This window comes from Pseudomonas sp. NPDC090203, from assembly GCF_044746765.1.
Taxonomy (GTDB): domain Bacteria; phylum Pseudomonadota; class Gammaproteobacteria; order Pseudomonadales; family Pseudomonadaceae; genus Aquipseudomonas; species Aquipseudomonas putida_AD.
The window spans coordinates 1-26,866 of record NZ_JBIVCV010000020.1 but is presented as its reverse complement, the minus strand read 5'-3'; the positions used below and the strand labels follow the sequence as shown (position 1 = coordinate 26,866).

The window sequence follows — 26,866 nt, the reverse complement described above, 5'->3', positions numbered from 1 at the left end:
CGCTGACACGCCGCCGGTCGCGGGCAAGCGCGCTCCTACAGGAAGGGTCGACGAGAGGGTCTAGCCAGAAGCAACCGAAAAGAGTACAAATGTACTCCATGACGAATTTATCTCCCCGACGCGCTTCCATCCTGACCTTCATCCGGGATCGCATCGCCCAGAATGGCCAGCCGCCCAGCCTTGCGGAAATTTCCGAAGCCTTCGGGTTCGCTTCGCGCAGCGTGGCGCGCAAGCACATCGTGGCGCTCACCGAGGCCGGTTACATTGAAGTCACCGCCCACCAGGCGCGGGGCATTCGCCTGGTCGAGCACCGCAAGCGTGCCGAGATGCTGGAAATACCGGTACTGGGTCGCGTGGCCGCTGGTGCACCGATCGGCCCGGACATCGACATTCACGACACCTTCACCCTCGACAGCCGCACCTTCCTGCGCATTCCCGACTACCTGCTGCGGGTCAAGGGCGACTCGATGATCGAGGACGGCATCTTCGACGGCGATCTGGTGGGAATCCTGCAAAGACCTGACGCCCGTGACGGCGAGATCGTCGTCGCCCGGCTCGATGGCGAAGTGACCATCAAGCGCCTTGAGCGCGGCCAGGACGAGTTCCGCCTGCTGCCGCGCAACCCGGCCTATGCGCCCATCGTGGTGCGCCCGGATCAGGACTTCGCCATCGAAGGCGTGTTCTGTGGCCTGGTGAGGCGCGAGTGATGGGCGCGGTTGTCAGCCTCGATGCGCTGCTGGATGAGCGCCGGATCTGGAAAGGCCGCCCGCAGGCCCAGCCGGTCGGGGTGCAACCCACCGGCCACGCCTTGCTCGATGCCGCATTGCCCATCGGCGGCTGGCCACCGTCTGCACTGACGGAGATCCTGATTCCGGCCCATGGCAGCGGCGAGCTGCGCCTGCTCTGGCCGACTCTGGCACGGCTGGCCGACAGCGGCGAACGCATCGTGTTGGTGGCGCCGCCCCACGTGCCTTATGCCCAGGCCTGGCAGGCGGCGGGGATCGATCTGCGGCAGTTGTCGGTGATCGACGCCAATGAGCGCGATGCCTTGTGGGCGGTGGAGCAGTGCCTGCGTTCGGGCAGTTGCGGCGCGGTACTGTGCTGGCCGGGCAAGGTCGATGACCGGGCGCTGCGTCGCTTGCAGGTCGCCGCCGAAACCGGCGAGACCCTGGCCTTTGCCTGTCGCGGGCAACAGGCGGCCGCCAATCCGTCGCCTGCAGCCTTGCGCCTGGCCATCGATGTTCGCCCCAGTCAGTTGCGGGTGCTCAAGTGCCGGGGCGGGCTGGCACCTTCATCACCCATTCCGTTCAACCTGGACGCCTGAGGTCTGCATGCTCTGGGCCTGTGTCCTGCTGCCACAACTGGCGCTGGACGGCGTGATGCGCCGTCGCGCCGAGCCTGAGCGGCCGCTGGTATTGCTCAGCGGCCCGACCCAACGCCGGGTGCTGCAAACCGTCAACAGCGTTGCCCGGGAACTGGGCCTGCGTCCCGGCCAGTCCCTGACGGCCGCCCACGCCATGACTCGCGACTTCGACACCGTTGAATACGATCCGGCCGAGACCGAGCGCTGGCAGCGATTGCTGGCAGCCTGGGCATACCGCTTCAGCTCTCAGGTCAGCCTGAAATACCCTAGGGTGCTGCTGATGGAAGTCGAATCCAGCCTGGGCCTGTTTGGTCCCTGGCCGGTTTTCGAAGCAAGGTTACGCCAGGAATTGACGGCCATGGGCTTCAGCCACCGCATTGTAGTGGCGCCAAACCCCGTGGCGGCGCGGATGCTGACCAACGCCCATGACGGCCTGGCTGTCACCTGCAACGAGCGCCTGGGTCCGATGCTGGAACAGATGCCGGTCAATCGCATCGGCCTGCCGGAAGAGGCCGCAACCGCGCTGATCCGCATGGGCCTGCATCGCCTGCATCAGGTGCTGGCCTTGCCCCGCGACACCCTGGCAAGACGCTTTCCCAAAACCGTGCTCGAGCATCTGGACACCCTGCTTGGGCGAAGGCCGGTGGCACTGGACTGTTACGTACCGCCGGATCATTTCGAGACGCGCATCGAGCTGAACTTCGATGTCGAATCCCATCAGGCGCTGCTGTTCCCCTTGAAACGCATGATCGCCGACCTGGCGCTGTTCCTGGGCGGGCGCGACAGCGGCGTGCAACGTTTCGTCATTCATCTGGAGCACGTGCCCAGCGTCGGCAGTGTGGCGCCTGATACGCTGATTCCCGTCGGCCTGCTCAGTGCCGAGCGTGAGGCCAACATGCTTTTCGAACTGGCTCGCGGGCGGCTGGAACAGGTGCAGGTGCCGTCCCCCGTACGCGCCCTGCGCCTGCTGGCCAGGGATTTACCAGCGTTCGTGCCGTCCCACCGTGAGCTGTTCGATGACCGCCCGCAACAGAGCATGCCCTGGGAGCAATTGCGCGAACGCCTGCGGGCGCGCCTTGGAGACGACGCGGTCAGCGGGCTGGGCTTTCATGCCGATCACCGCCCCGAGTGCGCCTGGCTGCCGAGCACAGCGCAAAAAAGCAAACCGGTGCTGGCGACGCTTCGAGTGCCGCGCCCCGGCTGGCTGCTGCGCGAGCCCGAGCCGCTGGCCGATTCGTCGGTGCGAGTGCTGGCCGGGCCCGAGCGCATCGAGTCAGGCTGGTGGGACGGCGCAGACGTGCGCCGCGACTATTTCCTTGTCGAAACCCGCAGCGGCCAGCGCGGCTGGGCCTATCGCAACGTGAATGACGACAGCGGCCTGTTGCTGCACGGCTGGTTTGCATGATGGCCGACTACGCCGAGTTGCATTGCCTGTCCAACTTCAGCTTTCAGCGTGGGGCCTCCAGTGCTGCGGAGCTGTTCGAGCGGGCGAAGCGCCACGGCTATCAGGCGCTGGCCATCACCGATGAATGCACTCTGGCCGGCATCGTACGGGCCTGGCAGGCGGCAAAAGAGAGCGAGGTGCCGCTGATTATCGGCAGTGAAATGTCCATCGAGAACGGCCCGAAAGTCGTGCTGCTGGTGGAAAACCTTGCCGGCTACCAGGCGCTGTGCGGCTTGATTACCCAAGGCCGACGGCGCAGCAAGAAGGGCGAATACCGACTGCTGCACGAAGACTTCAACGTCCCGCTCGATGGCCTGCTGGCGCTGTGGGTGCCGGACCTTGAACTCAAGGCCGACGGGCTTGCAGAACAAGGCCGCTGGCTGCGACAGGCCTTTGGCGACAACCTGTGGCTGAGCGTGGAGTTGCACTGCGGGCCGGATGACCGCAAGCGCCTGTCGATGCTGCTGGCTCTGGCGCGGGCCCATGGCATTCCCGCCTTGGCCAGTGGTGACGTGCACATGCATGCCCGTGGCCGGCGCGCCCTGCAGGACACCATGACTGCCATCCGCCACCACACCACGGTCGCCGAGGCAGGGCACCGGCTGTTTGCCAATGGCGAGCGGCATCTGCGGGCGCCGAGCGTGCTGGCCCAGTTGTATCCCGCCGAATTGCTGGACCAGACCCTGGTCATCGCCCGGCGCTGCACTTTCAGCCTCGATCAGTTGCGCTACGAATACCCCCACGAGCTGGTGCCTGAACAGCACACCCCCAGCAGTTGGCTGCGTCATCTGACCGAAGAAGGCGCGCGCAACCGTTGGCCTGACGGCGTGCCCGAAATCGCCCGCAATAACATCGAGCATGAGCTGGCCATCATCGCCAAAAAGAAATACGAAAGTTATTTCCTGACCGTGCATGACATCGTCCGTTTCGCCCGCCAGCAGGCCATCCTGTGCCAGGGTCGGGGCTCGGCGGCCAACTCGACGGTGTGTTTCGCGCTGGGCATCACCGAACTCAATCCGGCTTCGGGCAAGGGGCGGATGCTGTTCGCCCGCTTTATCTCCGAAGAGCGTAACGAGCCGCCGGACATCGACGTCGACTTCGAGCACGAACGCCGCGAGGAAGTGCTGCAATACATCTTCCGCCGTTATGGCCGGGGCAGGGCGGCGCTGACTGCTGTCGCCAGTACCTATCACGGCGCCGGGGCGATTCGTGACGTGGCGCGGGTGGTCGGCCTGCCGCCTGACCAGATCAACGCCCTGGCCGATTGCTGCGGGCGCTGGACCGACAACCTGCCGCCCGCCGAGCGCCTGCGCGAATCCGGGTTCGAGCCTGACAGCCCGGTGCTGCGCCGGGTCCTGACCCTGGCGGGCGAACTGATCGGTTTCCCAAGGCACCTGTCGCAGCACCCCGGCGGCTTCGTGATCTCCGAACACCCGCTGCAAACCCTGGTGCCGGTGGAGAACGCGGCCATGGCCGAGCGCACCATCATCCAGTGGGACAAGGACGACCTGGACCTGGTCGGGCTGCTCAAGGTCGACATCCTGGCCCTGGGCATGCTCAGTGCCTTGCGCCGCACCTTCGATCTGGTGACCCGCTATCGTGGATATGACTTGACGATCGCCAAGATCCCCTCAGAAGACAAGCCGACCTACGACATGATCAGCCGTGCCGACACGGTGGGCGTGTTTCAGATCGAGTCCCGGGCGCAGATGTCGATGCTGCCGCGGCTGCGGCCCCAGACCTTCTACGATCTGGTGATCGAGGTGGCCATCGTGCGCCCCGGGCCGATCCAGGGTGACATGGTGCACCCGTACTTGCGCCGGCGAAACAAGGAAGAGCCGGTGACCTACCCGCCAAAGCTCAAGGAGGTATTCGAGCGCACCTTGGGGGTGCCGCTATTTCAGGAACAGGTGATGGAAGTGGCCATCATCGCGGCAGACTACACGCCGGGTGAGGCCGATCAGCTGCGCCGCTCCATGGCCGCGTGGAAACGCCACGGCGGGCTGGAACCCCATCGCGAACGCCTGGCCACGCGCATGCGCGCCAATGGCTATGAAGAGACCTTCATCACGCGGATCTTCGAGCAGATCAAGGGCTTTGGCAGCTATGGTTTTCCCGAGTCCCATGCCGCCAGTTTCGCCTTGCTCACCTACGCCAGTTGCTGGCTCAAGTGCCATGAACCCGCGGCCTTCACCTGTGCACTGATCAACAGTTGGCCCATGGGTTTCTACAGCCCGGATCAACTTTTGCAGGATGCGCGGCGGCACCACATCGACGTGCACCCGGTAGATGTGCGCTACAGCGACTGGGATTGCTCGCTGGAGCCGGTTGAAGGCCGGGAGTACTCGCAGAACCTGGCGATTCGCATGGGGCTGCGGATGATTCGCGGTTTTCGTGAAGAGGATGCGCGGCGCATTGAAGAGGCTAGGGGAGTGCGGGCTTTCAAGGATGTCACTGACCTGTGCGTACGAGCCGATCTGGACAACCGTGCCCGGGCGTCACTGGCGGATTCCGGGGCGCTGCGCGGGTTGGTCGGGCATCGGCATCGGGCGCGCTGGGAGATTGCCGGGGTCGAGGTGCAGCGGCCGCTGTTCGGCGATGATTGTTTCGACAGCGAAGCACAGGTGCCCTTGCCGTTGCCCAGCGTGGCGCAGGACCTCAAGGCGGACTATGACATGCTCGGCACGACCCTGGGCCCGCACCCTTTGAGCCTGCTGCGCCGGACGCTGGCGGCCAAGCGCTTTCGCAGCTCGAAGGACCTGTTGCACGAGGAGCATGGGCGGCTGTTCAGTGTCGCCGGGCTGGTGGTAGGCAGGCAACGGCCCGGAACCGCCAGTGGCGTGACTTTCGTCACCCTTGAGGATGAACACGGGATGATCAACGTGGTGGTCTGGCGTGATCTGGCCGAGCGTCAGCGCAAGGTGCTGGTGGGGTCGCAGTTGATGCAGGTGTTCGGCAAGTTCGAATACCAGAAAGGCGTACGCCACATCATCGCCCAACGGCTGTTCGACCTCACGCCCTTGTTGACCGGGTTGGATGTGCGCAGTCGGGATTTCAAATAGTCCATACCCAACCCGTAGCAGTCCGGCCGGGCGGCGTTCCGCTTGCCGGCGTCAGCGATCTTTCGGACGCCCCCGCCGGCAAGCCGTGCTGCTACGGACCGAGGTGCCGTTCCCATCTCGTCCAGCCAACACAGCCCCGTAGCAGCACGGCTTGCCGGCGGGGCGATTTCGAGGACGCCATCGCGGGCAAGCGCGCTCCTACGAGCTGGGGTGTCAGGTCGATATCTTTCATTCAACACAAACCCCGTAGCAGTCCGGCCGGGCGGCGTTCCGCTTGCCGGCGTCAGCGATCTTTCGGACGCCCCCGCCGGCAAGCCGTGCTGCTACGGATCGAGGTGTTGGTCCCATATCCTCCAGCCAACACAGCCCCGTAGCAGCACGGCTTGCCGGCGTCGGCGATTTCGAGGGCGCCGACGCCGGCAAGCGGAACGCCGCCCGGCCGGACTGCTACGGGACCAATAAGGCCTTACAGCTCGACCTTCACCGCACGCCCGGTCTTGATCGATTCCAGCGCGCAATTGGCCAGATGCAACGCCTTAAGCCCGTCCCGTGCGTTGGTCGGCAGCGGGTCGCCAGCCTTCACGGCATCGATGAACTGGTTCAACTCGTTGCGATACGAATCAGCATAGCGTTCCAGGAAGAAGTTCATCAGCGGTTCCAGCACTTCGGTCTGGTTGGCGCTGTAGGTGCGCACGCTGGTGGCGCGGTGGTTGTCGTTGAGCACCATGCCCTTGGAGCCGAAGACCTCAAGGCGCTGGTCATAGCCATACACGGCCTCACGGCAGCAGTTGATGTGGCATTGCTTGCCGGAAGCGGTGCGCAGCAAGACCATCACGCTGTCGTAATCGTCGATCTGCGCCAGGGCCGGGTCCACCAGGCGGCTGGCAATGGCCATGACTTCCACCGGCTCTTCGCCCAACAACGTGCGCGCGGTGTCGAAGTCGTGGATGGTCATGTCGCGGAAAATCCCGCCCGAGTGCTTGAGGTATTCCACCGGTGCCAGGCCCGGATCGCGGCTGGTAATCACCACCTGGCGCACCTCGCCGATGCTGCCGTCGGCGATGGCCTTGCGCATCTTCAGGGTGTCGGGGTCGAAGCGGCGGTTGAAGCCCAGCATGACCTTGCCGCCCCGGCGCTCGATTTCTTCCACGGCCTTGGCCGCCTTGGCGAAATCCAGGTCGATGGGTTTTTCGCACAGCACCGGTTTGCCCAGTTCTACCGCACGCAGCATCAGGTCGATGTGGGTGTCCGTCGGGGTGCCGATGACGATGGCATCGACGTCGTCGCGGGCAATGGCCTGGGCGCAGTCATAGGCGGCAGCGCAACCGAGTCTTGCGGCCAGCTTGTCGACGCCTTCGCGCCATGGGTCGGCGATCACCGACAGTTGCACATCGGGATTGGCCGCGACGTTGGCGGCGTGGATGTTGGCGATACGGCCTGCGCCGAGGACTGCGATGCGTAGCATGGGTGGATCTCCAGAGATTGTTGTTGTGGGAGTGGATCGGTTGAAGCGGTAACTCAGTGCGCCAGGTTGAACGGCGTGACGATCTGCACCGCCGAAGACTGGATCGGATCGGCCTTGCACAGCCTGTGAAATTGCAGGATCTGGGTGAAGGCGTTCCGTGCATCGACCTGCAGGTTGTGGTCGATGATCGCGGCGATCTTTTCCTCGGCCAGCAACTGGCGGTTTTCCTGATCCAGGTCGTGGCCGATGAACACCGCCAGCGGCCGCCCAAGCGCAGCGAAGGCATCGACAATGGCGCGGTTGCCGCCGCCGACGCTGTAGATGGCCTTGATCGAGGGGTTGTCGTTGAGTGCCTGGGTCACGCGCTCGAAAGTGGGTTGGTGCACGCCGAAACCGCCGGTGATGTCGACCACCCGCAGGTGTGGGGCGCGGCTGCGCAGCCAGGTGCGAAAGCCCATCTCGCGTTCTTCCTCGCCGCGAAACAGCTCGCTGCTGATCATCACCCCGACGTCCTGCACGGCGCTGTCCAGCCAGCGCGACATCAGGTAGGCGGCGGTCTGGCCGGCCGTGCGGTTGTCCATCCCGATGTAGCCGATGCGCTCGCTTTGCGGCAGGTCCGACACCAGGGTCACCACCGGAATGCCGGCCTGGGTGACCCGGTTCACCGCCTCGTTGATCTGCGGCTCATCGGCGGCCTTGAGGATCAAGCCCTGGCTGCCCTTGCTCACGCAACGCAGGATCAGGTCGTGCATCTGTTGTGTGTCGATTTCCTGATACAGGTGAAAGCGCGGAAAGATGCGGAAGGGCGCCAGGCTCCCCAGTTGCGCATGAATGGCGTCCTGCACCGCGTCGCTGAAGCGCTTGGGCACGTGCAGGATGATGTCGATGTGAAAGGTGCGGCCGACCGCGGGGCCTGATTTTTCCTGGGCTTCGAGTTCTTCCAGGGCCTGCTGGATACGCCGGTTGGTCTGGTAATGGACGCTTCCGCGCTCATGCAGCACACGGTCGACGGTCGCCTTGCTGACCCCGGCCTGGGCAGCGATCTGCTTGATGGAAAAGCGTCTGGCGCGGTCGAGCATGGAATCCCCTTGAGCCTGTTTTGAGGTCTTGTTGAGGTTGATTCGGGTCTCTGTGAGGTGAGGGCAATGCTAGCCTCAGTTCCAATCGTTGTACAGATGGAATTTAAATTCTATTGTCACTGTGTCATCCGCTATCAAAAACAACAACAGCAGGAGAACCGAGCATGTCAGGACTGGACCTTTCCACTTCATTCAGCGGCCGCTATTTCGTTGTCACTGGCAGTACTCAAGGCCTGGGCGCCGCCGTCGCGCGCACCCTGGCGCAACGGGGCGCAGCGGGCCTGGTGATCTGCGGCCGCAGCCGCGACAAGGGCGAAGAACAGGTGCGGCAGCTGGCCGAACTGGACTGCCAGGCGTTTTTCGTCGAGGCCGACATGGAGAACGTCGACGACTGCCGCCGCGTGGTGGCCGAGGCCAAAACTCGATTCGGCACGGTCCACGGTCTGGTCAACTGCGCGGGGATGTCGGACCGCGGCAGCATCATCGACACCTCGCCGGAGCTGTTCGACCGCATCTTTGCAGTCAACGTCAAGGCGCCGTTTTTCCTGATGCAGGAATGCATCAAGTTGATGATCGCCAACAAGGTCGAAGGCTCCATCGTCAGCATCCTCAGCGTCAGCGGTCACGGCGGTCAGTCGTTTCTCTCGGCGTATGCCGCCTCCAAAGGGGCGCTGGCGGTGCTGACCAGGAACGTCGCGTTCAGCACCTTGCGCAACCGCATCCGGGTCAACGGCTTGAACATCGGCTGGATGGATACGCCCCACGAAGACCAGATCCAGCGCCAGTACCACGGGGCCGACGACGGCTGGCTGGCTCGCGCCGAAGCCCAGGCGCCGTTCGGCCGTTTGCTCAAGCCGCAGGAAGTGGCCAATAGCGTGGCCTACCTGCTGTCGGACCAGTCGGGCATGACCACCGGCGCCGTGATCGACATGGAACAGGGCATCATGGGCTGCGGCGACGGCTCGACCCCGCGACCGGATGCGCCGCTGACCCTCGACGGCCTGGGTGGCCTGTGAGCCTGTTCGGCCGCGTCGATGACCTGGACCCCGACGCCTTTGCCCAGGTGTGCGAGCAAGAGGTTCATCTGGCCGACTATCCCTTCGCACAGGAAGTGGCCAGCCGCGTGGTGATCTACGCGGCCGACACCTTGCGCAACGCCATGCACAGCAACCGCCAGGCGCTGATGAGCGAACTGCATCGGCTGCTCAGCGATGGCCCCGGCGTGCTGGTGGTGCGTGGCGCCTACACCGACCACGGGGTGATCGACCGGCACAGCGAGGTGTTTCGCCAGATCATCGCCCAGGAGGCCGCGAAGGTGGTGCGTGCTGACCACTTCGCCAAGGCCGGGGCCAACCAGCGGATCTGGAATGCCTTGCAGAAGGCCGCCGAGCATTCGCCGGAATCGTTTATCGAGTACTACGCCAACCCGCTGTTGGGGCTGATCGCCGAGGCGTGGCTGGGGCCGTGTTTCCAGGCCACGGCGCAGGTCAACGTGGTGACGCCGGGCGGGCAGGCCCAGCAGCCCCATCGCGACTATCACCTGGGTTTTCAGACCGACGAGGTGGTGGCGCGCTACCCGCTGCCTTTGCATCGGCTGTCACAGAACCTGACCTTGCAGGGCGCCGTGGCTCATACCGACATGCCGCTGGAGACCGGTCCTACGCTGTTGCTGCCGTTTTCCCAGCACTATGAGCTTGGGTATCTGGCGTGGCGCGACCAGCGTTTCATCGATTACTTCGCCGGGCATGCGATTCAGTTGCCATTGAGCAAGGGTGATCTGTTGTTCTTCAACCCTGCGTTGTTCCATGCAGCGGGTACAAACCGCACGCCGGACCAGTACCGTATGGCCAACCTGCTGCAGATTTCAGCAGCGTTCGGCAAACCCATGGAGACGGTCAACCGCGAGCGGATGATGCTGGCGCTCTATCCGTGGCTGCGCAAGCGGGGGGCGCAGGGTGAAATGGACCCGGTCGAGGTGTCAGCGGTGATTGCCATGAGTGCTGATGGGTACTCGTTTCCAACCAATCTGGACACTGACCCACCGCTGCACGGCATGGCCCCGCAGACCGGGCAGCAGTTGATGGCGCAGGCGTTGGACGAGGGTTGGCCGGTCGAGCGGTTTGCCGAGGCGGTGGAGGCGATGCGGGTCAAGCGGTTGGCATAACGGGCGTCGGTCCTTCATCCCGTAGCAGCACGGCTTGCCGGCGGGAGCGGTGTGTCAGTGACGATAAGTGTGACTGACACACCGCTCCCGCCGGCAAGCCGCGCTGCTACGCCTTCGGCAGAATCAGTAGCCATTCAAATATTCTCAGGCGTCACGATCTGCAACGGCACCAGCACCCGATGCCGTTGCGGGTCGATTACCTTGACTCGCGGCAACTGCACCATCACCTCGATCAATTCCTTGGCGATCAGCCTGGGCTGGGAGTCGATCACCAGCGTCACCAGGCCTTTGCGCATGGCCTGGCGGGATTCCATCGTCGGCTCCTGCAGGATCACGCACAGTGGCGGGCGTTCGGGGCTTGCCGCCAGCGCGCTGATGACCCCTTCGACACCACCGCCGGCCACGTAGATACCGCGCAGGTCCGGGTGTCGCGCCAGCAGTTCCAGTGTGGCTTCCTCGGTGATCGCGCCGTTATCCAAGGTGATGATCGGCGCCAGCACGCGAAACTGCGGGGCCTTCTCCTCGAAGAAACTGCGCACCCCGGCTTCACGTTGCTCGTGCCCCAGAAAACGGTGTCCGCCGAGCATCACCGCCACCGAACCACCCGCTGGATGTGAGCCATGGGCGATCAGCCAGGCAGCCGTGCGGCCGACTTCATGGTTGTCGGTGCCAACGTAAGCGCCAGGATGCACGGTGGGCAACTCGGTCAGCAGCGACACCACCGGCACGCCGTTGAGCCGCACCTCTTCGATGGCCTGCAGAATCACCGGGTGCTCGAAACTGACCAGCGCCAGGCAATCGCATTTCTCGGCCAACTGGCGAATCTGCGCGGCAATGGACTGCGGCGAGCGGTCGTGAATCAGCTCCAGATGGCAGACGATATTCGCCGTGCGCGCCTCCCGTGCCTGGTCGAGGATGGCATCGCCCAAGGTCTTGTAGAACGTCTGGGAAGTGCCGAGCAGAAGAAAACCGAAGTGATAGGCCGGCTTCCTTTCGTTGATGCGTTGCGAGATCAGCCGCGCCGCGAAATAACCCACCGCTTCGGCGGCTTCATGAACTTTTTCCGCCGTTTCCGGATTGACCGGCGCCCTGGCATTGAGCACCCGGTCCACGGTCGCGACACTCAAGTTGGCGTACTGGGCAACGGTGGCGATCGTCGGGCGTTTCTTATTATTCATAGGGGCTCATTTTTATACGGCATGCCGCTGAAAAAGCAGTGCATGATAGAAAACTATCAAGGACAAACTGAGCTGGATGATAGCTTGAGAGAGAATACTTTCAAGCGCTTGTTGCAGAGCCCTTGCTCTCTATATTTTTGAATCAGCGAAGTGCGTGAACGACGCGGTTTCAATTATCTGGAGAACAATAAAAATGTCCCAAATACCCTACGATCCGGATCGCCCGAAAGACTACAGCCTGACCGGTGAACAGGCGCGCAAGGCCGAGGAGGCCGGGCTGGTGTCGGCGGTCTGGTATCAATGCCCGGTGCCGCGCAAACGCATGAAAGAACTCATGCAGCGCAGCGATGGCCGCGCCCTGCGTGATACCGCCCTGTGGCTCGGCGCCATGCTGGTCACCGGCATTGGCGGTTACCTCTTCTGGGGCAGCGCCGCCTGCGTGCCGTTTTTCCTGGTCTATGGCCTGCTGTACGGCACCGCCGCCAACTCGCGCTGGCACGAGACGGGCCACGGCACTGCCTTCAAGACCCGCTGGATGAACGATGCGGTCTATCAACTGGCGTGCTTCATGGTCATGTACGAGCCGCAGGTGTGGCGCTGGAGCCATGCCCGCCACCACACCGACACCATTATCGTCGGCCGTGACCCGGAAATCGTCGAGCCACGCCCGCCGCGCCTGAACATGATTGCCCTCAAGTTCCTGTCGCTGCCCCATGTCTACAACGCGTTCAAGTCGCTGTTCGTCCATGCCTCGGGACAGATGAGTGAAGAGGAGAAGGTGTTCGTCCCGGAATCGGAGTTTCCCAAGGTCTACCGCACCGCACGCATCTGGCTGGCCTTGCATGGGCTGGTGATTGGCGCGGCGCTGTACTTCAATTCCTGGCTGCCGCTGATGTATGTATTGCTGCCAACGATGTATGGCGGCTGGCTCAGTTACGCCTTCGGCCTGACCCAGCACGTGGGTCTGGCCGAGGATGAACTCGACCACCGTAAGAACTGCCGCACGATTTATATGAACCCGGTGTTCCGCTTCTTTTATTCGGACATGAACTATCACCTGGAACATCACATGTTTCCGATGGTGCCATATCACGCACTGGCCAAACTTCACGAGGAAATAAAAGCCGATTGCCCGCCGCCTTATAACAGCATCATCGACGCCTACCGGGAGATCATTCCGACGCTGCTCAAACAGCGCAAGGATCCGGGTTTTTATATTCGCAGGCCTGTGCGTGAAGTGACGCCGGACACCGCATCCTCCCCGCAGGAATCAGCCTTCAGCTGAAACCCCTTCGCCCTTCGAACAACAAGAGAGCACTGCCATGAGCAATCAGTGGGTAGAGGTGTGTCACGTCGACGATATCGATGAAGAAGACGTCATCCGTTTCGATCATCAGCAAAAAACCTACGCGGTGTACCGCTCGGCGGGGAGCGAATTCTTCGCCACCGACGGCTTGTGCACCCACGAGAAAATCCATCTGGCCGATGGCCTGGTAATGGACTTCGTTATCGAGTGCCCCAAACACAACGGCCGATTCGACTACCGCAACGGCAAGGCGCTGAACGCCCCGGCGTGCATCAACCTCAAGACCTATCCGGTCAAGGTCGAGGCGGGCAGGGTGCTCCTCGATATCCTGGCGCAGGGCCAGTCATGAGCCAGAATGCGATGGTCATTGTCGGCGCAGGCCATGCTGGTGGGCGCGCGGCGCTGACACTGCGCGAGGCCGGTTTTGCCGGGCGCATTATCCTGATCGGCGACGAGGTGCACCTGCCTTATGAAAGGCCGCCGCTGTCCAAGGCGCTGCTCAAGGGGGAGTCGACCCTTGAGGCGTGCAGCCTGTTCAGCGAAGCCGGTTTCATCGCCTCCGGCATCGAACATTTGAGCGGGGTGCGGGTGACCGGTATCGATGTGCGGGAGCAACGGCTGACGCTGGATAACGGCCAGCAGCTTGAGTACGGCAAATTGCTCCTGGCCATGGGCGGCCAGTCTCGCAGCCTTGATCTGGGGGGCCGCAGGTTCAGCAATGTGCATTACCTGCGCACGGTGGATGAGGCTGTGGGGCTGCGAGCCCGCCTCACGCCCGGGACTCGCTTGCTGGTGGTCGGCGGAGGGTTCATCGGGCTTGAAGTGGCCGCCACGGCTCGCGACCTGGGGTGTGCGGTAGCCGTGCTGGAAGCGGGCCCGCGACTCGCCGCACGGGCCCTGCCAGAACGCCTGTCGCAAACCTTGCTCAACCTGCACCGCGACCGGGGCGTGGTGGTGCATCTGGGTGCCCGGATCGAGAGCATTCAGGGCGAAGAGGCGCTGACAGCGGTGCAACTGGCAAGTGGCGAGTGCCTGCCCTGTGATGTGTTGCTGGTGGGGATCGGGATGCAGCCCAATCTGCAACTGGCGAAAGATGCGGGGCTGGAAACGGGCAGCGGCATTCGGGTCGACCGGTTCCTGCAGACCAGCGCCCCGGGCGTCTTTGCCGCGGGGGATGTCTGTGAGTTTCCCGATGGCGAGGGGCTGCTTCAGCGCCAGGAAACCTGGCGCAACGCCGAGACTCAGGGGCGGCTGGCGGCCTTGAACATGCTGGGGCACCAGCAGCCGATCAGCGGGGTGGCGGGCTTCTGGTCCGATCATTACGAGTTCGCTCTGCAGACCGTCGGCGCGCTTGAAGCGGGTGCGCAGGTGATCGCGCGGGAAGGGGGCGATGGCGGGTTCGTCTTGCTGTACCTCAACGCCCAGCAGCAACTGATGGGTGCCAGCGGCTGGGGTCGCGGCAACAGCGTGGCCAAGGACATCAAGCTCTGCGAGCGGCTGATCGAAAGCCAAGTGATGCTGCCGGTCACGCAACTGGCGGACGCGAACGTGTCACTTAAAGGACTGCTGCGAGGTGCCCATGTCTGACATCAAGCAACAGGAATTTGTGGTGTTTCAATCGATGTGGGCGATGCAGAACGAGCAAGGCGTTTTGCCAGGCCCTCTTGAAGCCCAGTTGACGCGCATCGCCGAAGCGGGTTTCGACGGCATCACCGATCACTTCTACGAGCCCGTCGCCGCACGGCTCCTTGCCGAATTGGCCAATGAACTGGGATTGCAGATCGAGGGCCAGTTGTTTCCCAAGACTGTGGACGATTTGCAGCCGGCGCTGGACATCGCCAGCCAGTGCGGTTGCCATCACCTGACGATCCAGGCAGACCTGCGGCCGCGCAACTTGAGTGAAGCGATCACGCTGGTCGATGGCTGGCTGCGGCTGGCCGAACAGGTGGATTTTCCGGTGCTGCTGGAAACCCATCGCTACCGCATCACCAACGACTTGCCGTTCACCCTCGACCTGCTCAGGGAGTTGCCGGAATTGAAGCTGCTGGCGGACTTGTCGCATTACGTGGTGGGCCGGGAAATCCCGTTGCAACCCGACGCACAGGATCAGCAGCAGATCGAAACCATCCTGCAGCACAGCTCAGGCTTTCATGGGCGCGTGGCCAGCTGCGAGCAGGTCCAGGTGCCGATCAGCTTTGAGCAACACAGGCCTTGGGTCGAGCTGTTCAGCCGCTGGTGGCGCTATGGGATCGACGATTGGCGCGAGCGTGCCGGCGCGAGCGCGAGCCTGTCGTTTACCTGCGAACTCGGCCCGCCGCCCTATGCGATCACCGACCGCTTCGGCCGGGACATCAGCGACCGGTGGCAAGAGTCGCTGATGCTCAAGGACTTGGCCCGGCGGTTATGGGCCGATGCGCCTTGACACGCGCATCCCTCAAGGATTGCAGGACAAACCTGTGGGAGCGGGCTTGCCCGCGAAGGCGTCGGACCTGACGCATCAATGGTGAATGACCCACCGTCTTCGTCCGAATGCGGCCCAGACCAAGCCCGCTCCCACAGATGAGTGTTGTGGGGGATCTTCGATACTGCCGATCCTTGGCACGGCCTATGCTGTTCCTGAGCCCAACCCAATCGCTGAAACAGCCCGGACCCTCAGGAGAGCCGCATGTACAAAGACTACCCCGCTGCGTATCAGGTCAGTAAAGGTGCAGCGTTACAGATCGACACAGCGTTCTACGACCGGATCCGCGACAACCAGGACCGCCGCACCCTGGTGGAGCACTTCGAAGTGCCGATTCGCACCGGTCGTGCGTGGAAGGTCAAGGCCGGTCAGGTGTTTCGTGTGACCACCCCGGTAGGCCCTCAAGTCGGCGATTTCAACGTATGGAACGCCAACGACCCGCGCGAGCGCATGTGGGCAGCGCGCACCCGGCAGCTGCAAGGCGCCCACGTCAGCACCCATGACCGGCTGTGGTCGAACCTGCCATTCCTGCGCCCCATGGTGACCATCACCGATGACAGCCTGGCCAGCTACGGCGTCGACGAACACGGCGGGCGTCTGCACGACCTGCTCGGCACCCGCTGCGATCCCTACGTGAACAAGATGCTCACCGGCGAAGATTTCCATCACCACTGCCACTCCAATCTCACCCGCGCTGTGCTGCCCCATGGGCTGACCGAATTCGACGTGCATGACGTGCTCAACATCTTTCAGTGCACAGGCCTGAACCACGACGACCTGTACTTCATGAAAGCCTGCCCGGCCCAGAAGGGCGACTACCTGGAGTTCTTCGCCGAAATCGACTTGCTGTGCGCGCTGTCCACCTGCCCGGGCGGGGACCTGTCGCTGCCGATGTGGGGCCCCGAGGCGCAGGATCCGTTGACGGTGTGCAGGCCGCTGGGCGTTGAAATCTACGACCTCGATCCGGCGTTGCTGCAAGGTTGGGAACAGCCCAAGCGTGCCGAGTACAACGGCTTGCACGGATTGGCGATCGCCAAGGCGGATTGGGAGAAGTAGCCAATACCTTCCCGACAACGCCAATCGTCGTAGCAGCCGGGCTTGCCCGCGGGAGCGGTGTGTCAGTGACGAAAAGTTTGACTGACACACCGCCCCCGCCGGCAAGCCGTGCTGCTACGGGTTTGGGGTTGTTCGCGAGGGCATGACCACCCTGATCCCTGGTAGGAGCGCGCTTGCCCGCGACCGCGGTTTGTCATTCAACAGCGAGGTGTCTGGCCTGACGCTATCGCGGGCAAGCACGCTCCTACAGCTTTCACCCAGAATGCGGATCGGACTTAGGCATCCCGCAACAAGTCATGGGCGTTGAGCAGGCTCCAGGCGATTTCCGGTCGCTTTTCCAGCCCTCGACGGATGGCGGCAGGGATGGCCTGGCGGGTCTTGCGGCACATGCCGGGCAGCTCGGCGATGTCGATGGCGATGCCGCGCATGCTGCGCACTTCATTGAAACCCGGGGCGATGGACAGGCGGATGCCCAGTTGCTCGTACATGCGCTTTTGCATGTGTTCGAGGTCGGTCAGGCTTGCGATGTTTTCCAGGCGTTCAAGCAGGCGCTTTTCTTCCTGGCGGGTCAGGCAGAGGATGCGCAGGTCTGTGCCTGCGGTTTCCAGCAGCCGTTCGCGCTCGCAAATGCAGGCGCCGGGCGGGCAGGGTGAGCGAATCGGCATCGAGGGCGTCATGGGCCGATCATAGCGAGGCCGGTGGGGGATTTACAGCGGCGTTTTGCAGGCGCGCCTCGGCCTTGACCGCCGCGCGGATTCCCTGAAGCAGCATCATGCACGCCGGGTTGTCGTTGTCCGAGCGCCACACCAAGTGCAGCTCGCTCTGCACTCCTTCGCCCAGATCCAGTTCGCGAAATACCACGTTCTTGAACACCACATTGGTCGCGCAGCGGGGTACCAGGGCCAGGCCCATGGCCGCATTGACCAGCGCCAGAATCGTCAGGGACGAGCCCAGCCATTGCACGTACTCCGGCGCCACCTGCGCCGAGCGGAACATGCCGGTCAGCAGTTCGTTGAACGGCGGGTAGGCTGAGTGCGAGTACATCAGGAAGGGCTGCTGATCCAGGTCTTCGACCCGCAGGTTTTGGGCATGCGCCAAAGGATGCGTGCTCGGCACCGCCAGCACAAAGGGCTCGCGCACCAACAGCTCGGTTTCATAACCGGACTGCAGCAGCGGCGCGCGGACGATGCCAAGGTCAACGCGGCGGGCGCGCAAGGCTTCGTGCTGGGAGGCGGTGTTCATCTCGCTCAGGGAAATTTTCACGTGGGGCTGGTTGAGCCGCGCCTCGGCGATCACCTTGGGCAGAAACTCATACACCGCGCTGCCGACGAAACTGATGTTCACCGAACCGATATCGCCCTGAGCAATGCGCTTGGCCGCCAGTGCCGCCTGTTGCGCACGATCCAGCAGGTTCTGCGCCTCGATGAAGAACGCCCGGCCGGCAGCGGTCAACGCCACGCTGCGCGTGCTGCGGGTGAACAACTCGACCCCCAGATGATGCTCCAGCAACTGGATCTGCCGGCTCAAGGGCGGCTGGGTCATGTTCAGGCGCTCGGCGGCGCGGCGAAAGTTCAGTTCCGTGGCCACCGTGGTGAAGCAGCGCAATTGGGCCAGTTCGAACATTGATATATTCCGGGTATCAATCAGCAGTCAATCTAGATTAGACGGGAACAATATCGGCGTCCATCATCGGCTCATCAGCAAAAAATCATCCCTAAAAAAACAATGAACGGGAGTCGCGCTTTTGAACAATCCCTCATCGTCCCTGGACGCCTCGGCGCTGGCCAGCGCTGCCGCGAAGGTCAAACGGCATGTGTTGCCGCTGTTCGTGGTCATGTTCATCGTCAACTACATCGACCGGGTCAATATCGGCTTCGTGCGCAGCCACATGGAAACCGACCTGGGCATCGGCGCGGCGGCCTACGGACTGGGTGCCGGCTTGTTCTTCGTCGGTTACGCGCTGTTCGAGGTGCCGTCGAACATGCTGCTGCAGCGCTTCGGCGCCCGCGCCTGGCTGACCCGCATCATGTTCACCTGGGGCGCGGCGGCGATGGCCATGGCGTTCGTGAAAGGCGAAACCAGCTTCTACATCCTGCGCTTCGTGCTGGGCGCGGCCGAGGCGGGGTTCTTTCCCGGCATCATCTATTACTTCACCCAATGGTTGCCCGCCAGTGAGCGCGGCAAGGCCATGGCGATCTTTCTCAGCGGCTCGGCCGTGGCGTCGGTGATCTCCGGGCCCGTGTCCGGCGCGTTGCTGGGCATCAGTGGGTTGAGCCTGCACGGCTGGCAATGGATGTTCCTGATCGAAGGCTTTGCCTCGATTGCCCTGTGCGGTTTCGTCTGGTTCTGGCTGCAGTCCCATCCCCGCGAAGCGAAGTGGCTCACGGAAGCGGAGAAGGGCGCACTGATCGCAGCCATCGACGCCGAGCAAAAGGCCCGCGAAGCGACGCAGGTGGTCAAACCGTCGATCTTCCGGCTGCTGGCTGACCGGCAGATCCTGCTGTTCTGCTTCATCTATTTCTCGGTGGCCTTGACCATCTACGGCGCGACCTTCTGGCTGCCCAGCATGATCAAGAAAATGGGCAGCATGAGCGACTTCCAGGTCGGGCTGTTCAACTCCATTCCGTGGATCATCTCCATTGTCGCCATGTACGGCTTCGCGGCGCTGGCCGCACGCTTCAAGCATCAGCAGGCCTGGGTGTCGCTGACTCTGGTCATCGCGGCGGGCGGGATGTTCATGTCCACCACCGGCGGGCCGGTGTTCGCTTTCGTTGCCATCTGTTTCGCGGCCATCGGCTTCAAGGCGGCCTCGGCGCTGTTCTGGCCTATTCCCCAGGGCTATCTGGATGCGCGCATCGCCGCGGCAGTGATCGCCCTCATCAATTCCATCGGCAACCTGGGCGGGTTCGTCGCGCCCGCTACCTTCGGTTTTCTGGAGCAGACCACAGGTTCCATCACCGGCGGGCTGTACGGCCTCGCGGCCACGTCCTTGCTGGCGGCGGTGGTGATCTTCTTTGCCCGCACCACGCCCCGCGTTGACCGGCACCTGCCGGGCGACATCGGCGCCACGCTGGCGGCCCCAGCGACGCTCAACCCCTCTTCAAGCCTCAAACCCTGATTGACCGGGAGAAGTCATTTGAAAATCACGCGTGTTACCGTCACCCCGATTGCCTTTCGTGACCCGCCGTTGCTCAACGCCAGCGGTATCCACGAGCCCTACGCGCTGCGCTCGATCGTCGAGGTGGAAAGCGACAACGGTTACATCGGCCTGGGCGAAAGCTACGGCGATGCCCCGGCGCTGGCGATCCAGCAGCAGGTCCAGAGCCAACTGATCGGCATGGATCCGTTCAACCTTGCCCAGCTCAAGGCGGTGGTCAAGGCCACTGTCGCGGCCCACAAACCGGCCAGTATTTCAGGGGCGGAACTGGCACCCGGCTCCCATGCCAGCAAGGCGGTGAGCAATGCCTATTCGGCGTTCGAGGTGGCCTTCCTCGACTTGCAGGCGCGCTCCATGAACCTGCCGCTGGTGGACCTGCTCGGTGGCGCGGTGCGCGACCAGGTGCCGTTCAGCGCCTACCTGTTCTTCAAGTACGCCACCCATGCCGGCTCGCCCTACGCGCCAGACAGCTGGGGCGAGGCCTTGAGCGAAGAGCAGATCGTCGCCCAGGCGCGGCGGATGATCGAGGCGTATGGTTTCAAGAGCATCAAGCTCAAGGCCGGGGCGCTGGAGCCCGAGCATGAGGTCTCGTGCATCAAGGCATTGAAGAAGGCGTTTCCTGGCTATCCGTTGCGCATCGACCCCAATGGCAACTGGTCGCTGGAAACCTCGATTCGCATGGCAGAGCTGCTGGGCGACGACTTGCAGTATTACGAGGACCCGACGCCGGGGCTCGATGGCATGGCCGAGTTGCACAAGCGCACCGGGCTTGCGCTGGCCACCAACATGGTCGTGACCGATTTCGACGAGTTCCGCCGCAGCGTCGCGCAGAACAGCGTGCAGATCGTCCTCGCCGACCACCATTACTGGGGCGGTCTGCGGGACACTCAGGCGCTGGCGAAGATGTGCGAAACCTTCGGGCTTGGGGTGTCGATGCATTCGAACTCGCATCTGGGCATCAGCCTCATGGCCATGGCCCACGTGGCCGCCGCGGTGCCGAACCTGGACTATGCCTGCGACACCCACTACCCGTGGCAGGAGCCGGACGAGGAGGTCATCAAGGGCGGCAAGCTGCCCATCGTCGACGGCTGCGTGAAGATCACCCGCGATCCGGGCCTTGGGCTGGAGCTGGACTACGACCAGTTGGGCAAACTCAACGACCAGTACCTGACCTGCGGAATCCGCTCACGCGACGACGTCAGGCAGATGCAGAAGTACAAGCCGGACTGGAAAGTGGTCAAGCCCAGGTATTGACCAAACCCCGTCCCGTAGGAGCGCGCTTGCCCGCGAAAGCGTCAGTCCAGCCATTTTGATGTCGAATGACACACCGCCGTCGCGGGCAAGCGCGCTCCTACAGGCTTCGGTCATCATTCGATGGGGTATGCGACGCCGATCCCGTAGGAGCGCGCTTGCCCGCGAAAGCGTCAGGCCAGACATCTTGATGTCGAATGACACACCGCCATCGCGGGCAAGCGCGCTCCTTCAGGCTTCGGTCATCATTCGATAGGGCATGCGACGCCGATCCCGTAGGAGCGCGCTTGCCCGCGAAAGCGTCAGGCCAGACACCTTGATGTCGCATGACACACCGCCATCGCGGGCAAGCGCGCTCCTACAAGCCGATGCCGCATGCACCCGTAGCAGTCCGGCTTGCCGGCGTGGCGCCCTCAGGATTGCCACGCCGGCGAGCCGGACTGCTACGATCGGTGTTTTTGCCTTGGCTGACGCATGTACCCTTTGATTTCCCTGGCCCGATCCTGCGATATCCCTGACATCCTGACCTTTGTCATGGGCGCGCGGGCCGGGATGTTTCCGATGCTCGACCCGGATGTGATGCCCGATGATCTGCAGCGCTTTGAGGACGTCTATCTGGCCCCGGACGCTGGCCGGTTTCTTACCGCTCGCCATGAAGGACGACTGGTGGGCGTCATCGGCTATCTGCCGTACGACGGGCGTTTCCCGCAGCTGGACTATTCAGGGCACAAGACGGTGGAGGTGGTGCGTCTGTTCATCGCCCCCGATTTCAGGCGCATGGGCCTGGCCGCTCGTCTGTTCGATGCCTTGAAAGCTGTCGCAGTGGAGCAGGGCGTCGAAGTGCTGTACCTGCACACCCATCCTTTCCTGCCGGGGGCGATCAGCTTCTGGCAGCGCCAGGGCTTTGCCATCGACGACATCGAAGATGACCCGATCTGGCACACCACCCATATGCACCGTTCAATCGGCGCGTGATGCAAAAGATCGAACGCTGTTCGTCGCCCGTCCTCCAACCCACAGACCCCTCGCGCTCTCGCTGGAGACACCATGATGATCCGCTCACGCAAAGCCTTGATCTCTCTGCTGTTTACCGCCGTTACGCTGGCACCTGCCGTGGCCCTGGCACAAACCGCTGACGCACCCGCGCTGATGATCGCCGCATCCGGGTTCGGTGCAGGCGGAGCAGGCGGAGCAACGGGCGGCGGATCGGCAGGCGGTGCAGCAACGGGCTCGGGGACTAACGCGACTGGCACCAATGGCACCAACGCCAACGGCACCAATGCAGCGAACACCAATGGCAGCAACAGCGGCAACACCAACGCAACCGGGACCAACGGCACCAACGCCAATGGCACCAACGCTGCGAACACCAACCGCAGCAACAGCAGTAACACCAACGCAACCGGCACCAACGGTACCAACGTCAATGGCACCAACGCTGCGAACACCAATGGCAGCAACAGCAGCAACACCAACGCCACCGGAACAAACGGCACCAACGCCAACGGCACCAACGCGACAAACAGCAACGGCAGCAACAGCCGCAACACCACCGCCCCAACGAATACCGGCACCAGCGACGCCCTGCAACAGCAGCGCCAGCAGAGCGGCCAGCAGATGATCATGGAGCGCAAGGGGCAGATTCAGGAAAGCAACTGACTGGCCCCGTAACATTTGGCATCAATCCCGCCACGCACAAACCGTCCAATCGCAGCACGTCCGTTCAATACCCCAATCCCTGTGCCCATCACTATGACTTCAATGCTCGTCAAGGGTGTTTACCGCCTTTGACGAGCCGTTCATGAATTCATGGGTATGCGATGAGCTATTCAACCTTCAACGACCGTTCACTGGACCTGGGGCTGTTGTTCCTGCGGGCCAGTGGGGCGCTGTTTCTGCTGTTCGTCCATGGGCTGCCCAAGCTGCTGGACTTCAACGCCCAACTGCAACTGATCGAAGACCCGTTCCACATGGGCGCCACCCTGACCCTGAGCATGGCGATTTTCGCCGAGGTCCTGTGCCCGCTGCTGATTCTGACCGGCGTACTGGCGCGTCTGGCGTGCCTGCCTATTCTCTTCCTGCTGTTGGTGGCCCTCGTAGTGGTGCACGGCGACTGGAGCGTTGAGCAGGGGCAGTTCGGTTGGTTGCTCATCATCATTTTCACCAGTGTGCTGATCGCCGGGCCTGGCCGCCTGGCGCTCGGCCATCGTTTTTCCGGAGCGCTTCGCTATGCCTGAATCCGCCATGTCCGCCGACGTCGCCGCGACCTCGAAACTGTCCCCTGACGAGATCGTCACGCTGGTGATCAAGCACCGGGTCAAGCAAGGGCAGGAGGCACAATACGAGGCCTGGTTGCGCCGCATCGTGGCCATTGCCGCCTCATATCCCGGGCATCTGGGCGTCGATGTCATTCGTGGCAAGGCCGACGGCCTGCACATGTTCACCTGCGTGCTGCGCTTCTGTTCGACGGACGCCATGCAGAGCTGGCTGGACTCGACCCAGCGCCGGGAACTGGTGGCCGAGGCCGCACCGATGCTGGCCGATGGCGACCTGACCGAGGTCAACCCGCACAACGAATTCTGGTTCGTGCCAGCCAGCGACACGCCACCGCCGCCACGCTGGAAACAGTCGGTGGTGACCTTTTTCGTGATCTGCCCGCTGACCCTGCTGATCCCGCTGCTGTGGGGCCCGGTGTTCCGCGCTTTCCCGCTGCTGGGCAACTACGTGATCAGCACCGCGCTGGTCACCATCACCATTGTCTTGCTGGTCGTCTACCTGCTGATGCCCCAGGCCACCAAGCTGTTCGCGTCCTGGCTCAATGCCGCGCCCAAGCCTGCGCCCGGTGCCGACCATGAAGGATAAGCACGACGATGACGCCCCAGGCAGCAGCGAGCGCCGCAGCTTCGTTGCCAAGGGCTCGTTGCTCGGTGCGGCCGCCGCGATTCTCACCTCAATGCCTGTCACCGGCTTTGCCGTCGGTGCTTCCAAATCTTCTGCCCAAGGAACTCCTATGAACGTCGATCTGATTCTATTCAACGGAAACTTTCATACGGTTGACCAGGAAAAACCCAAGGCCAGCGCCGTTGCCATCGCCGGCGGCAAGTTCGTGGCCGTGGGCACCGACGCCGAAATCATGGGCATGCGCAGCAGCGCCACCCAGGTCATCGACATGCACAAGCGCACGGTGATCCCGGGTCTGAACGACTCGCACCTGCACCTGATCCGCGGTGGCCTGAACTACAACCTGGAGCTGCGCTGGGAAGGCGTACCTTCGCTGGCCGACGGCCTGCGCATGCTCAAGGCCCAGGCCGATCGCACGCCGACCCCGCAATGGGTGCGCGTGGTGGGCGGCTGGAACGAATTCCAGTTCGCTGAAAAGCGCCTGCCGACCATCGAAGAGCTGAACCAGGCCGCGCCTGACACCCCGGTGTTCGTACTGCACCTTTACGACCGTGCATTGCTCAACCGCGCCGCGCTGCGCGTAGTGGGTTACACCCGCGATACGCCAAACCCGCCGGGCGGCGAGATTGTGCGCGACAGCAACGGCGAGCCGACCGGCATGCTGGTGGCGCGCCCGAACGCGATGATCCTTTACTCGACCCTGGCCAAAGGCCCGAAACTGCCGCTGGAATACCAGGTCAACTCGACGCGCCAGTTCATGCGCGAGTTGAACCGCCTGGGCCTGACGAGCGCCATCGACGCCGGGGGCGGTTTCCAGAACTACCCGGACGACTACGAAGTCATCACCCAGTTGGCCGAGGCCAAGCAGCTGACCGTGCGTATCGCCTACAACCTGTTCACCCAGAAGCCCAAAGAAGAGCTGGCGGACTTCAAGCACTGGACCAGCACCGTCAAGCTGCACCAGGGCGATGACTTCCTGCGTCACAACGGCGCGGGCGAGATGCTGACCTTCTCGGCGGCCGACTTCGAAGACTTCCTTGAACCGCGTCCCGACCTGCCAGCCGGCATGGAACAGGATCTTGAGCCGGTGGTGCGCCACCTGGTCGAACACCGCTGGCCGTTCCGCCTGCACGCTACCTATGACGAATCGATCTCGCGCATGCTGGACGTGTTCGAGAAGGTCAACCGCGACATTCCGTTCAACGGCATTCCGTGGTTCTTCGACCATTGCGAAACCATCACGCCGAAAAACATCGAGCGGGTGAAGGCCCTGGGTGGCGGTATCGCGATTCAGGACCGCATGGCGTTCCAGGGCGAATACTTCGTCGATCGCTACGGCAAGAACGCCGCTGAACATACGCCGCCGATCAAGCGCATGCTGGCCGAAGGCGTGCCGGTGGGTGCGGGTACCGACGCCACTCGCGTATCCAGCTACAACCCGTGGACTTCGCTGTACTGGATGGTCAGTGGCCGCACCGTGGGCGGCATGGAGCTGTACCCCGAAGGCCTGTCCCGCGAGACCGCACTGGAGCTGTTCACCCGTGGCAGCGCCTGGTTCTCCTCCGAGCAGGGCAAGAAGGGCCAGATCAAGGTCGGCCAACTGGCGGACGTGGTCGCGCTGTCCCAGGACTTCTTCAGCGTGCCGGAAGAGTCGATCAAGTGGATCGAGTCGGTGCTGACCATCGTCGACGGCAAGGTCGTCTATGGCACCAACGAGTTCGACCAACTGGCGCCGCCAAGCGTGCCGGTACTGCCGGACTGGTCGCCGGTGGCCATGGTGCCGGGTCACTGGCGTCAGGGCGCGCCGCTGGCCGCTGCGGTTCACCAGTGCAGCGGGCCGTGCGCCGTGCATGCCCATGGCCATGACAAGGCCCGCCAGTCGAAAGCCCCGGTCAGCGACTTCCAGGGTTTCTGGGGCGCCTTCGGCTGCTCCTGCTTCGCATTCTAAAGCGTCTCAACGCCTCGCCGGGCTTGCCTGGCGAAGCACCCGCCGACGCAGTCTGTTGGCATCGCACACACTGCAACCCCACTGATGGAGTCAATCATGACCGTTCCTTACAAGCGTCTGGATATCAACGATGCCGTCGTTCTGCTGGTCGACCACCAAACAGGTCTGATCTCGCTGGTGCAGGACTTCTCGCCCAACGAATTCAAGAACAACGTGTTGGCCCTGGCCGATTGCGCCAAGTTCTTCAAGTTGCCGACCATCCTGACCACCAGCTTCGAATCCGGCCCCAACGGCCCGCTGGTGCCTGAGCTCAAGGAAATGTTCCCGGACGCGCCGTACATTGCCCGTCCTGGCCAGATCAACGCCTGGGACAACGAAGATTTCGTCAAGGCGATCAAGGCGACCGGTCGCAAGCAGCTGATCATTGCTGGTGTGGTGACGGATGTCTGCGTGGCGTTCCCGACCCTGTGCGCGCTGGAAGAAGGCTTTGATGTGTTCGTGGTGACCGATGCTTCCGGCACCTTCAACGACGTGGTGCAGAAGGCGGCGTGGGCGCGTATGTCCGCAGCCGGTGCGCAACTGGTGAACTGGTTCGCCGTGGCCTGCGAGCTGCAGCGCGACTGGCGCAACGACATGGAAGGCCTGGCGAACCTGCTGTCCCAGCGCATCCCGAACTACCGCAACCTGATGAACAGCTACTCGGCGTTCAACAAGTAAACACCCCCCGTAGGAGCACGGCTTGCCCGCGACGGCGATCTCAAGTACGCCTCGCCGGCAAGCCGTGCTGCTACGGAATTTGGGTCCCCGCAATTCTGTGTTCGCCGCAAACCCTGTAGGAGCGCGCTTGCCCGCGACGGCGATCTCACGGACGCCCCCGCCGGCAAGCCGTGCTGCTACGGAATTTGGATCCCCGCAATTCTGTGTTCGCCGCAAACCCTGTAGGAGCGCGCTTGAACTGGCCTAATGATCCCGGACACCTCTTAAGGGCGATATGATTCGCCCAATTCAGGAGGTTCCATGCAAGAGCGAAA

The 26,866-nt window shown here is 63.1% G+C and carries 24 protein-coding genes; 19 read left to right on the top strand and 5 right to left on the bottom strand.

Features of this window, described 5'->3' with window-relative positions; genetic code table 11:
- Positions 1-89 precede the first annotated feature (89 nt).
- From lexA to ACIPO9_RS25995, 4 genes are read left to right on the top strand one after another with little or no spacing between them, the layout of a single operon-like run.
- Complete coding sequence (gene lexA / locus ACIPO9_RS26010; RefSeq protein ID WP_400784238.1) at positions 90-707, top strand: transcriptional repressor LexA; 618 nt, start codon at positions 90-92, stop codon at positions 705-707.
- The gene (gene imuA, locus ACIPO9_RS26005; RefSeq protein WP_400784237.1) at positions 707-1,324 is read left to right on the top strand and encodes a translesion DNA synthesis-associated protein ImuA; all 618 of its coding nucleotides are present in this window, start codon (positions 707-709) and stop codon (positions 1,322-1,324) included. The genes lexA and imuA overlap by 1 nt, the downstream gene beginning before the upstream one ends.
- Before the next feature lie 7 nt (positions 1,325-1,331).
- Positions 1,332-2,768, top strand: coding sequence for a Y-family DNA polymerase (locus ACIPO9_RS26000; protein WP_400784235.1), 1,437 nt, complete (start codon positions 1,332-1,334; stop codon positions 2,766-2,768).
- The gene (locus tag ACIPO9_RS25995; protein WP_400784234.1) at positions 2,765-5,869 is read left to right on the top strand and encodes an error-prone DNA polymerase; all 3,105 of its coding nucleotides are present in this window, start codon (positions 2,765-2,767) and stop codon (positions 5,867-5,869) included. The genes ACIPO9_RS26000 and ACIPO9_RS25995 overlap by 4 nt, the downstream gene beginning before the upstream one ends.
- Before the next feature lie 466 nt (positions 5,870-6,335).
- Here the strand turns inward: ACIPO9_RS25995 and iolG are convergent, their stop codons facing one another.
- Positions 6,336-7,334 carry an inositol 2-dehydrogenase gene (iolG, locus tag ACIPO9_RS25990; protein WP_400607067.1) on the bottom strand — a complete coding sequence of 333 codons (999 nt, stop codon included), beginning with the start codon at positions 7,332-7,334 and terminating at the stop codon, positions 6,336-6,338.
- A 53-nt stretch (positions 7,335-7,387) separates the two neighbouring features.
- Positions 7,388-8,413 carry a LacI family DNA-binding transcriptional regulator gene (locus ACIPO9_RS25985; protein ID WP_400784232.1) on the bottom strand — a complete coding sequence of 342 codons (1,026 nt, stop codon included), beginning with the start codon at positions 8,411-8,413 and terminating at the stop codon, positions 7,388-7,390.
- Positions 8,414-8,577: 164 nt separating this feature from the next.
- On the opposite strand from ACIPO9_RS25985, the gene ACIPO9_RS25980 reads away from it, so the two are divergent.
- Both ACIPO9_RS25980 and ACIPO9_RS25975 read left to right on the top strand, forming a co-directional pair.
- Positions 8,578-9,429 carry an SDR family oxidoreductase gene (locus ACIPO9_RS25980; RefSeq protein ID WP_274134689.1) on the top strand — a complete coding sequence of 284 codons (852 nt, stop codon included), beginning with the start codon at positions 8,578-8,580 and terminating at the stop codon, positions 9,427-9,429.
- Positions 9,426-10,577 carry a phytanoyl-CoA dioxygenase family protein gene (locus ACIPO9_RS25975; RefSeq protein WP_400784230.1) on the top strand — a complete coding sequence of 384 codons (1,152 nt, stop codon included), beginning with the start codon at positions 9,426-9,428 and terminating at the stop codon, positions 10,575-10,577. Before ACIPO9_RS25980 ends, ACIPO9_RS25975 begins: the two co-directional genes overlap by 4 nt.
- 134 nt (positions 10,578-10,711) lie before the next feature.
- On the opposite strand, the gene ACIPO9_RS25970 is transcribed toward ACIPO9_RS25975, so the two are convergent.
- Entirely contained in the window at positions 10,712-11,755 is a 1,044-nt protein-coding gene (locus tag ACIPO9_RS25970) for a LacI family DNA-binding transcriptional regulator (RefSeq protein ID WP_400784228.1), read from the bottom strand.
- A gap of 193 nt (positions 11,756-11,948) precedes the next feature.
- On the opposite strand from ACIPO9_RS25970, the gene ACIPO9_RS25965 reads away from it, so the two are divergent.
- From ACIPO9_RS25965 to ACIPO9_RS25945, 5 genes are all read left to right on the top strand, one after another.
- Positions 11,949-13,040, top strand: coding sequence for a fatty acid desaturase family protein (locus ACIPO9_RS25965; RefSeq protein ID WP_400784226.1), 1,092 nt, complete (start codon positions 11,949-11,951; stop codon positions 13,038-13,040).
- Positions 13,041-13,077: 37 nt separating this feature from the next.
- Positions 13,078-13,410, top strand: a complete 333-nt coding sequence (locus ACIPO9_RS25960) for a MocE family 2Fe-2S type ferredoxin (RefSeq protein WP_400784225.1) — start codon at positions 13,078-13,080, stop codon at positions 13,408-13,410.
- Positions 13,407-14,648: an NAD(P)/FAD-dependent oxidoreductase gene (locus tag ACIPO9_RS25955; protein ID WP_400784223.1), complete on the top strand. Its 1,242-nt coding sequence runs from the start codon at positions 13,407-13,409 to the stop codon at positions 14,646-14,648. The genes ACIPO9_RS25960 and ACIPO9_RS25955 overlap by 4 nt, the downstream gene beginning before the upstream one ends.
- Positions 14,641-15,483: a sugar phosphate isomerase/epimerase family protein gene (locus ACIPO9_RS25950; protein WP_400784222.1), complete on the top strand. Its 843-nt coding sequence runs from the start codon at positions 14,641-14,643 to the stop codon at positions 15,481-15,483. Before ACIPO9_RS25955 ends, ACIPO9_RS25950 begins: the two co-directional genes overlap by 8 nt.
- Positions 15,484-15,726: 243 nt before the next feature.
- Positions 15,727-16,578, top strand: a complete 852-nt coding sequence (locus tag ACIPO9_RS25945; RefSeq protein ID WP_400784221.1) for an urea carboxylase-associated family protein — start codon at positions 15,727-15,729, stop codon at positions 16,576-16,578.
- A gap of 275 nt (positions 16,579-16,853) precedes the next feature.
- Here ACIPO9_RS25945 and ACIPO9_RS25940 read toward each other — a convergent pair whose 3' ends face one another.
- Both ACIPO9_RS25940 and ACIPO9_RS25935 read right to left on the bottom strand, forming a co-directional pair.
- A complete protein-coding gene (locus ACIPO9_RS25940; protein WP_274134680.1) occupies positions 16,854-17,255 on the bottom strand; it encodes a hypothetical protein in 402 nt (133 codons plus the stop codon).
- Positions 17,256-17,262: 7 nt separating this feature from the next.
- On the bottom strand, positions 17,263-18,201 hold the full coding sequence (locus ACIPO9_RS25935) for a LysR family transcriptional regulator (RefSeq protein WP_400784219.1): 939 nt from the start codon (positions 18,199-18,201) through the stop codon (positions 17,263-17,265).
- Between the two features lie 211 nt (positions 18,202-18,412).
- On the opposite strand from ACIPO9_RS25935, the gene ACIPO9_RS25930 reads away from it, so the two are divergent.
- The 8 genes from ACIPO9_RS25930 (at position 18,413) to ycaC (ending at position 26,552) form a co-directional block, all read left to right on the top strand.
- Positions 18,413-19,696: an MFS transporter gene (locus ACIPO9_RS25930; RefSeq protein ID WP_400784281.1), complete on the top strand. Its 1,284-nt coding sequence runs from the start codon at positions 18,413-18,415 to the stop codon at positions 19,694-19,696.
- A gap of 18 nt (positions 19,697-19,714) precedes the next feature.
- A complete protein-coding gene (locus ACIPO9_RS25925; RefSeq protein WP_400784218.1) occupies positions 19,715-20,989 on the top strand; it encodes a glucarate dehydratase family protein in 1,275 nt (424 codons plus the stop codon).
- Positions 20,990-21,460: 471 nt separating this feature from the next.
- Positions 21,461-21,961 carry a GNAT family N-acetyltransferase gene (locus ACIPO9_RS25920; protein WP_400784217.1) on the top strand — a complete coding sequence of 167 codons (501 nt, stop codon included), beginning with the start codon at positions 21,461-21,463 and terminating at the stop codon, positions 21,959-21,961.
- 72 nt (positions 21,962-22,033) lie between these two features.
- Positions 22,034-22,645 (top strand): hypothetical protein, encoded by a 612-nt coding sequence (locus ACIPO9_RS25915; protein ID WP_400784215.1) that lies wholly within the window; start codon positions 22,034-22,036, stop codon positions 22,643-22,645.
- Between the two features lie 161 nt (positions 22,646-22,806).
- Entirely contained in the window at positions 22,807-23,223 is a 417-nt protein-coding gene (locus ACIPO9_RS25910) for a DoxX family protein (RefSeq protein ID WP_400607038.1), read from the top strand.
- The gene (locus ACIPO9_RS25905) at positions 23,216-23,848 is read left to right on the top strand and encodes an antibiotic biosynthesis monooxygenase (RefSeq protein WP_400784214.1); all 633 of its coding nucleotides are present in this window, start codon (positions 23,216-23,218) and stop codon (positions 23,846-23,848) included. Before ACIPO9_RS25910 ends, ACIPO9_RS25905 begins: the two co-directional genes overlap by 8 nt.
- 148 nt (positions 23,849-23,996) lie before the next feature.
- Positions 23,997-25,835 carry an amidohydrolase gene (locus ACIPO9_RS25900; protein WP_400784280.1) on the top strand — a complete coding sequence of 613 codons (1,839 nt, stop codon included), beginning with the start codon at positions 23,997-23,999 and terminating at the stop codon, positions 25,833-25,835.
- A 96-nt stretch (positions 25,836-25,931) separates the two neighbouring features.
- Positions 25,932-26,552 (top strand): isochorismate family cysteine hydrolase YcaC, encoded by a 621-nt coding sequence (gene ycaC, locus ACIPO9_RS25895; protein ID WP_274134673.1) that lies wholly within the window; start codon positions 25,932-25,934, stop codon positions 26,550-26,552.
- Positions 26,553-26,866: the final 314 nt, after the last annotated feature.

Coding starts and splice junctions, on each gene's coding strand:
- ACIPO9_RS25945 (WP_400784221.1), top strand. CDS start 15,727: ATGTACAAAGACTACCCCGCTGCGTATCAGGTCAGTAAAGGTGCAGCG.
- ACIPO9_RS25995 (WP_400784234.1), top strand. CDS start 2,765: ATGATGGCCGACTACGCCGAGTTGCATTGCCTGTCCAACTTCAGCTTT.
- ACIPO9_RS25960 (WP_400784225.1), top strand. CDS start 13,078: ATGAGCAATCAGTGGGTAGAGGTGTGTCACGTCGACGATATCGATGAA.
- ACIPO9_RS25930 (WP_400784281.1), top strand. CDS start 18,413: ATGTTCATCGTCAACTACATCGACCGGGTCAATATCGGCTTCGTGCGC.
- iolG (WP_400607067.1), bottom strand. CDS start 7,334: ATGCTACGCATCGCAGTCCTCGGCGCAGGCCGTATCGCCAACATCCAC.
- ACIPO9_RS25910 (WP_400607038.1), top strand. CDS start 22,807: ATGAGCTATTCAACCTTCAACGACCGTTCACTGGACCTGGGGCTGTTG.
- ACIPO9_RS26000 (WP_400784235.1), top strand. CDS start 1,332: ATGCTCTGGGCCTGTGTCCTGCTGCCACAACTGGCGCTGGACGGCGTG.
- ACIPO9_RS25920 (WP_400784217.1), top strand. CDS start 21,461: ATGTACCCTTTGATTTCCCTGGCCCGATCCTGCGATATCCCTGACATC.
- ACIPO9_RS25935 (WP_400784219.1), bottom strand. CDS start 18,201: ATGTTCGAACTGGCCCAATTGCGCTGCTTCACCACGGTGGCCACGGAA.
- ACIPO9_RS25955 (WP_400784223.1), top strand. CDS start 13,407: ATGAGCCAGAATGCGATGGTCATTGTCGGCGCAGGCCATGCTGGTGGG.
- ACIPO9_RS25980 (WP_274134689.1), top strand. CDS start 8,578: ATGTCAGGACTGGACCTTTCCACTTCATTCAGCGGCCGCTATTTCGTT.
- ACIPO9_RS25950 (WP_400784222.1), top strand. CDS start 14,641: ATGTCTGACATCAAGCAACAGGAATTTGTGGTGTTTCAATCGATGTGG.
- ACIPO9_RS25970 (WP_400784228.1), bottom strand. CDS start 11,755: ATGAATAATAAGAAACGCCCGACGATCGCCACCGTTGCCCAGTACGCC.
- ACIPO9_RS25965 (WP_400784226.1), top strand. CDS start 11,949: ATGTCCCAAATACCCTACGATCCGGATCGCCCGAAAGACTACAGCCTG.
- ACIPO9_RS25940 (WP_274134680.1), bottom strand. CDS start 17,255: ATGACGCCCTCGATGCCGATTCGCTCACCCTGCCCGCCCGGCGCCTGC.
- lexA (WP_400784238.1), top strand. CDS start 90: ATGTACTCCATGACGAATTTATCTCCCCGACGCGCTTCCATCCTGACC.
- ACIPO9_RS25915 (WP_400784215.1), top strand. CDS start 22,034: ATGATGATCCGCTCACGCAAAGCCTTGATCTCTCTGCTGTTTACCGCC.
- ycaC (WP_274134673.1), top strand. CDS start 25,932: ATGACCGTTCCTTACAAGCGTCTGGATATCAACGATGCCGTCGTTCTG.
- ACIPO9_RS25985 (WP_400784232.1), bottom strand. CDS start 8,413: ATGCTCGACCGCGCCAGACGCTTTTCCATCAAGCAGATCGCTGCCCAG.
- ACIPO9_RS25905 (WP_400784214.1), top strand. CDS start 23,216: ATGCCTGAATCCGCCATGTCCGCCGACGTCGCCGCGACCTCGAAACTG.
- ACIPO9_RS25900 (WP_400784280.1), top strand. CDS start 23,997: ATGAACGTCGATCTGATTCTATTCAACGGAAACTTTCATACGGTTGAC.
- imuA (WP_400784237.1), top strand. CDS start 707: ATGGGCGCGGTTGTCAGCCTCGATGCGCTGCTGGATGAGCGCCGGATC.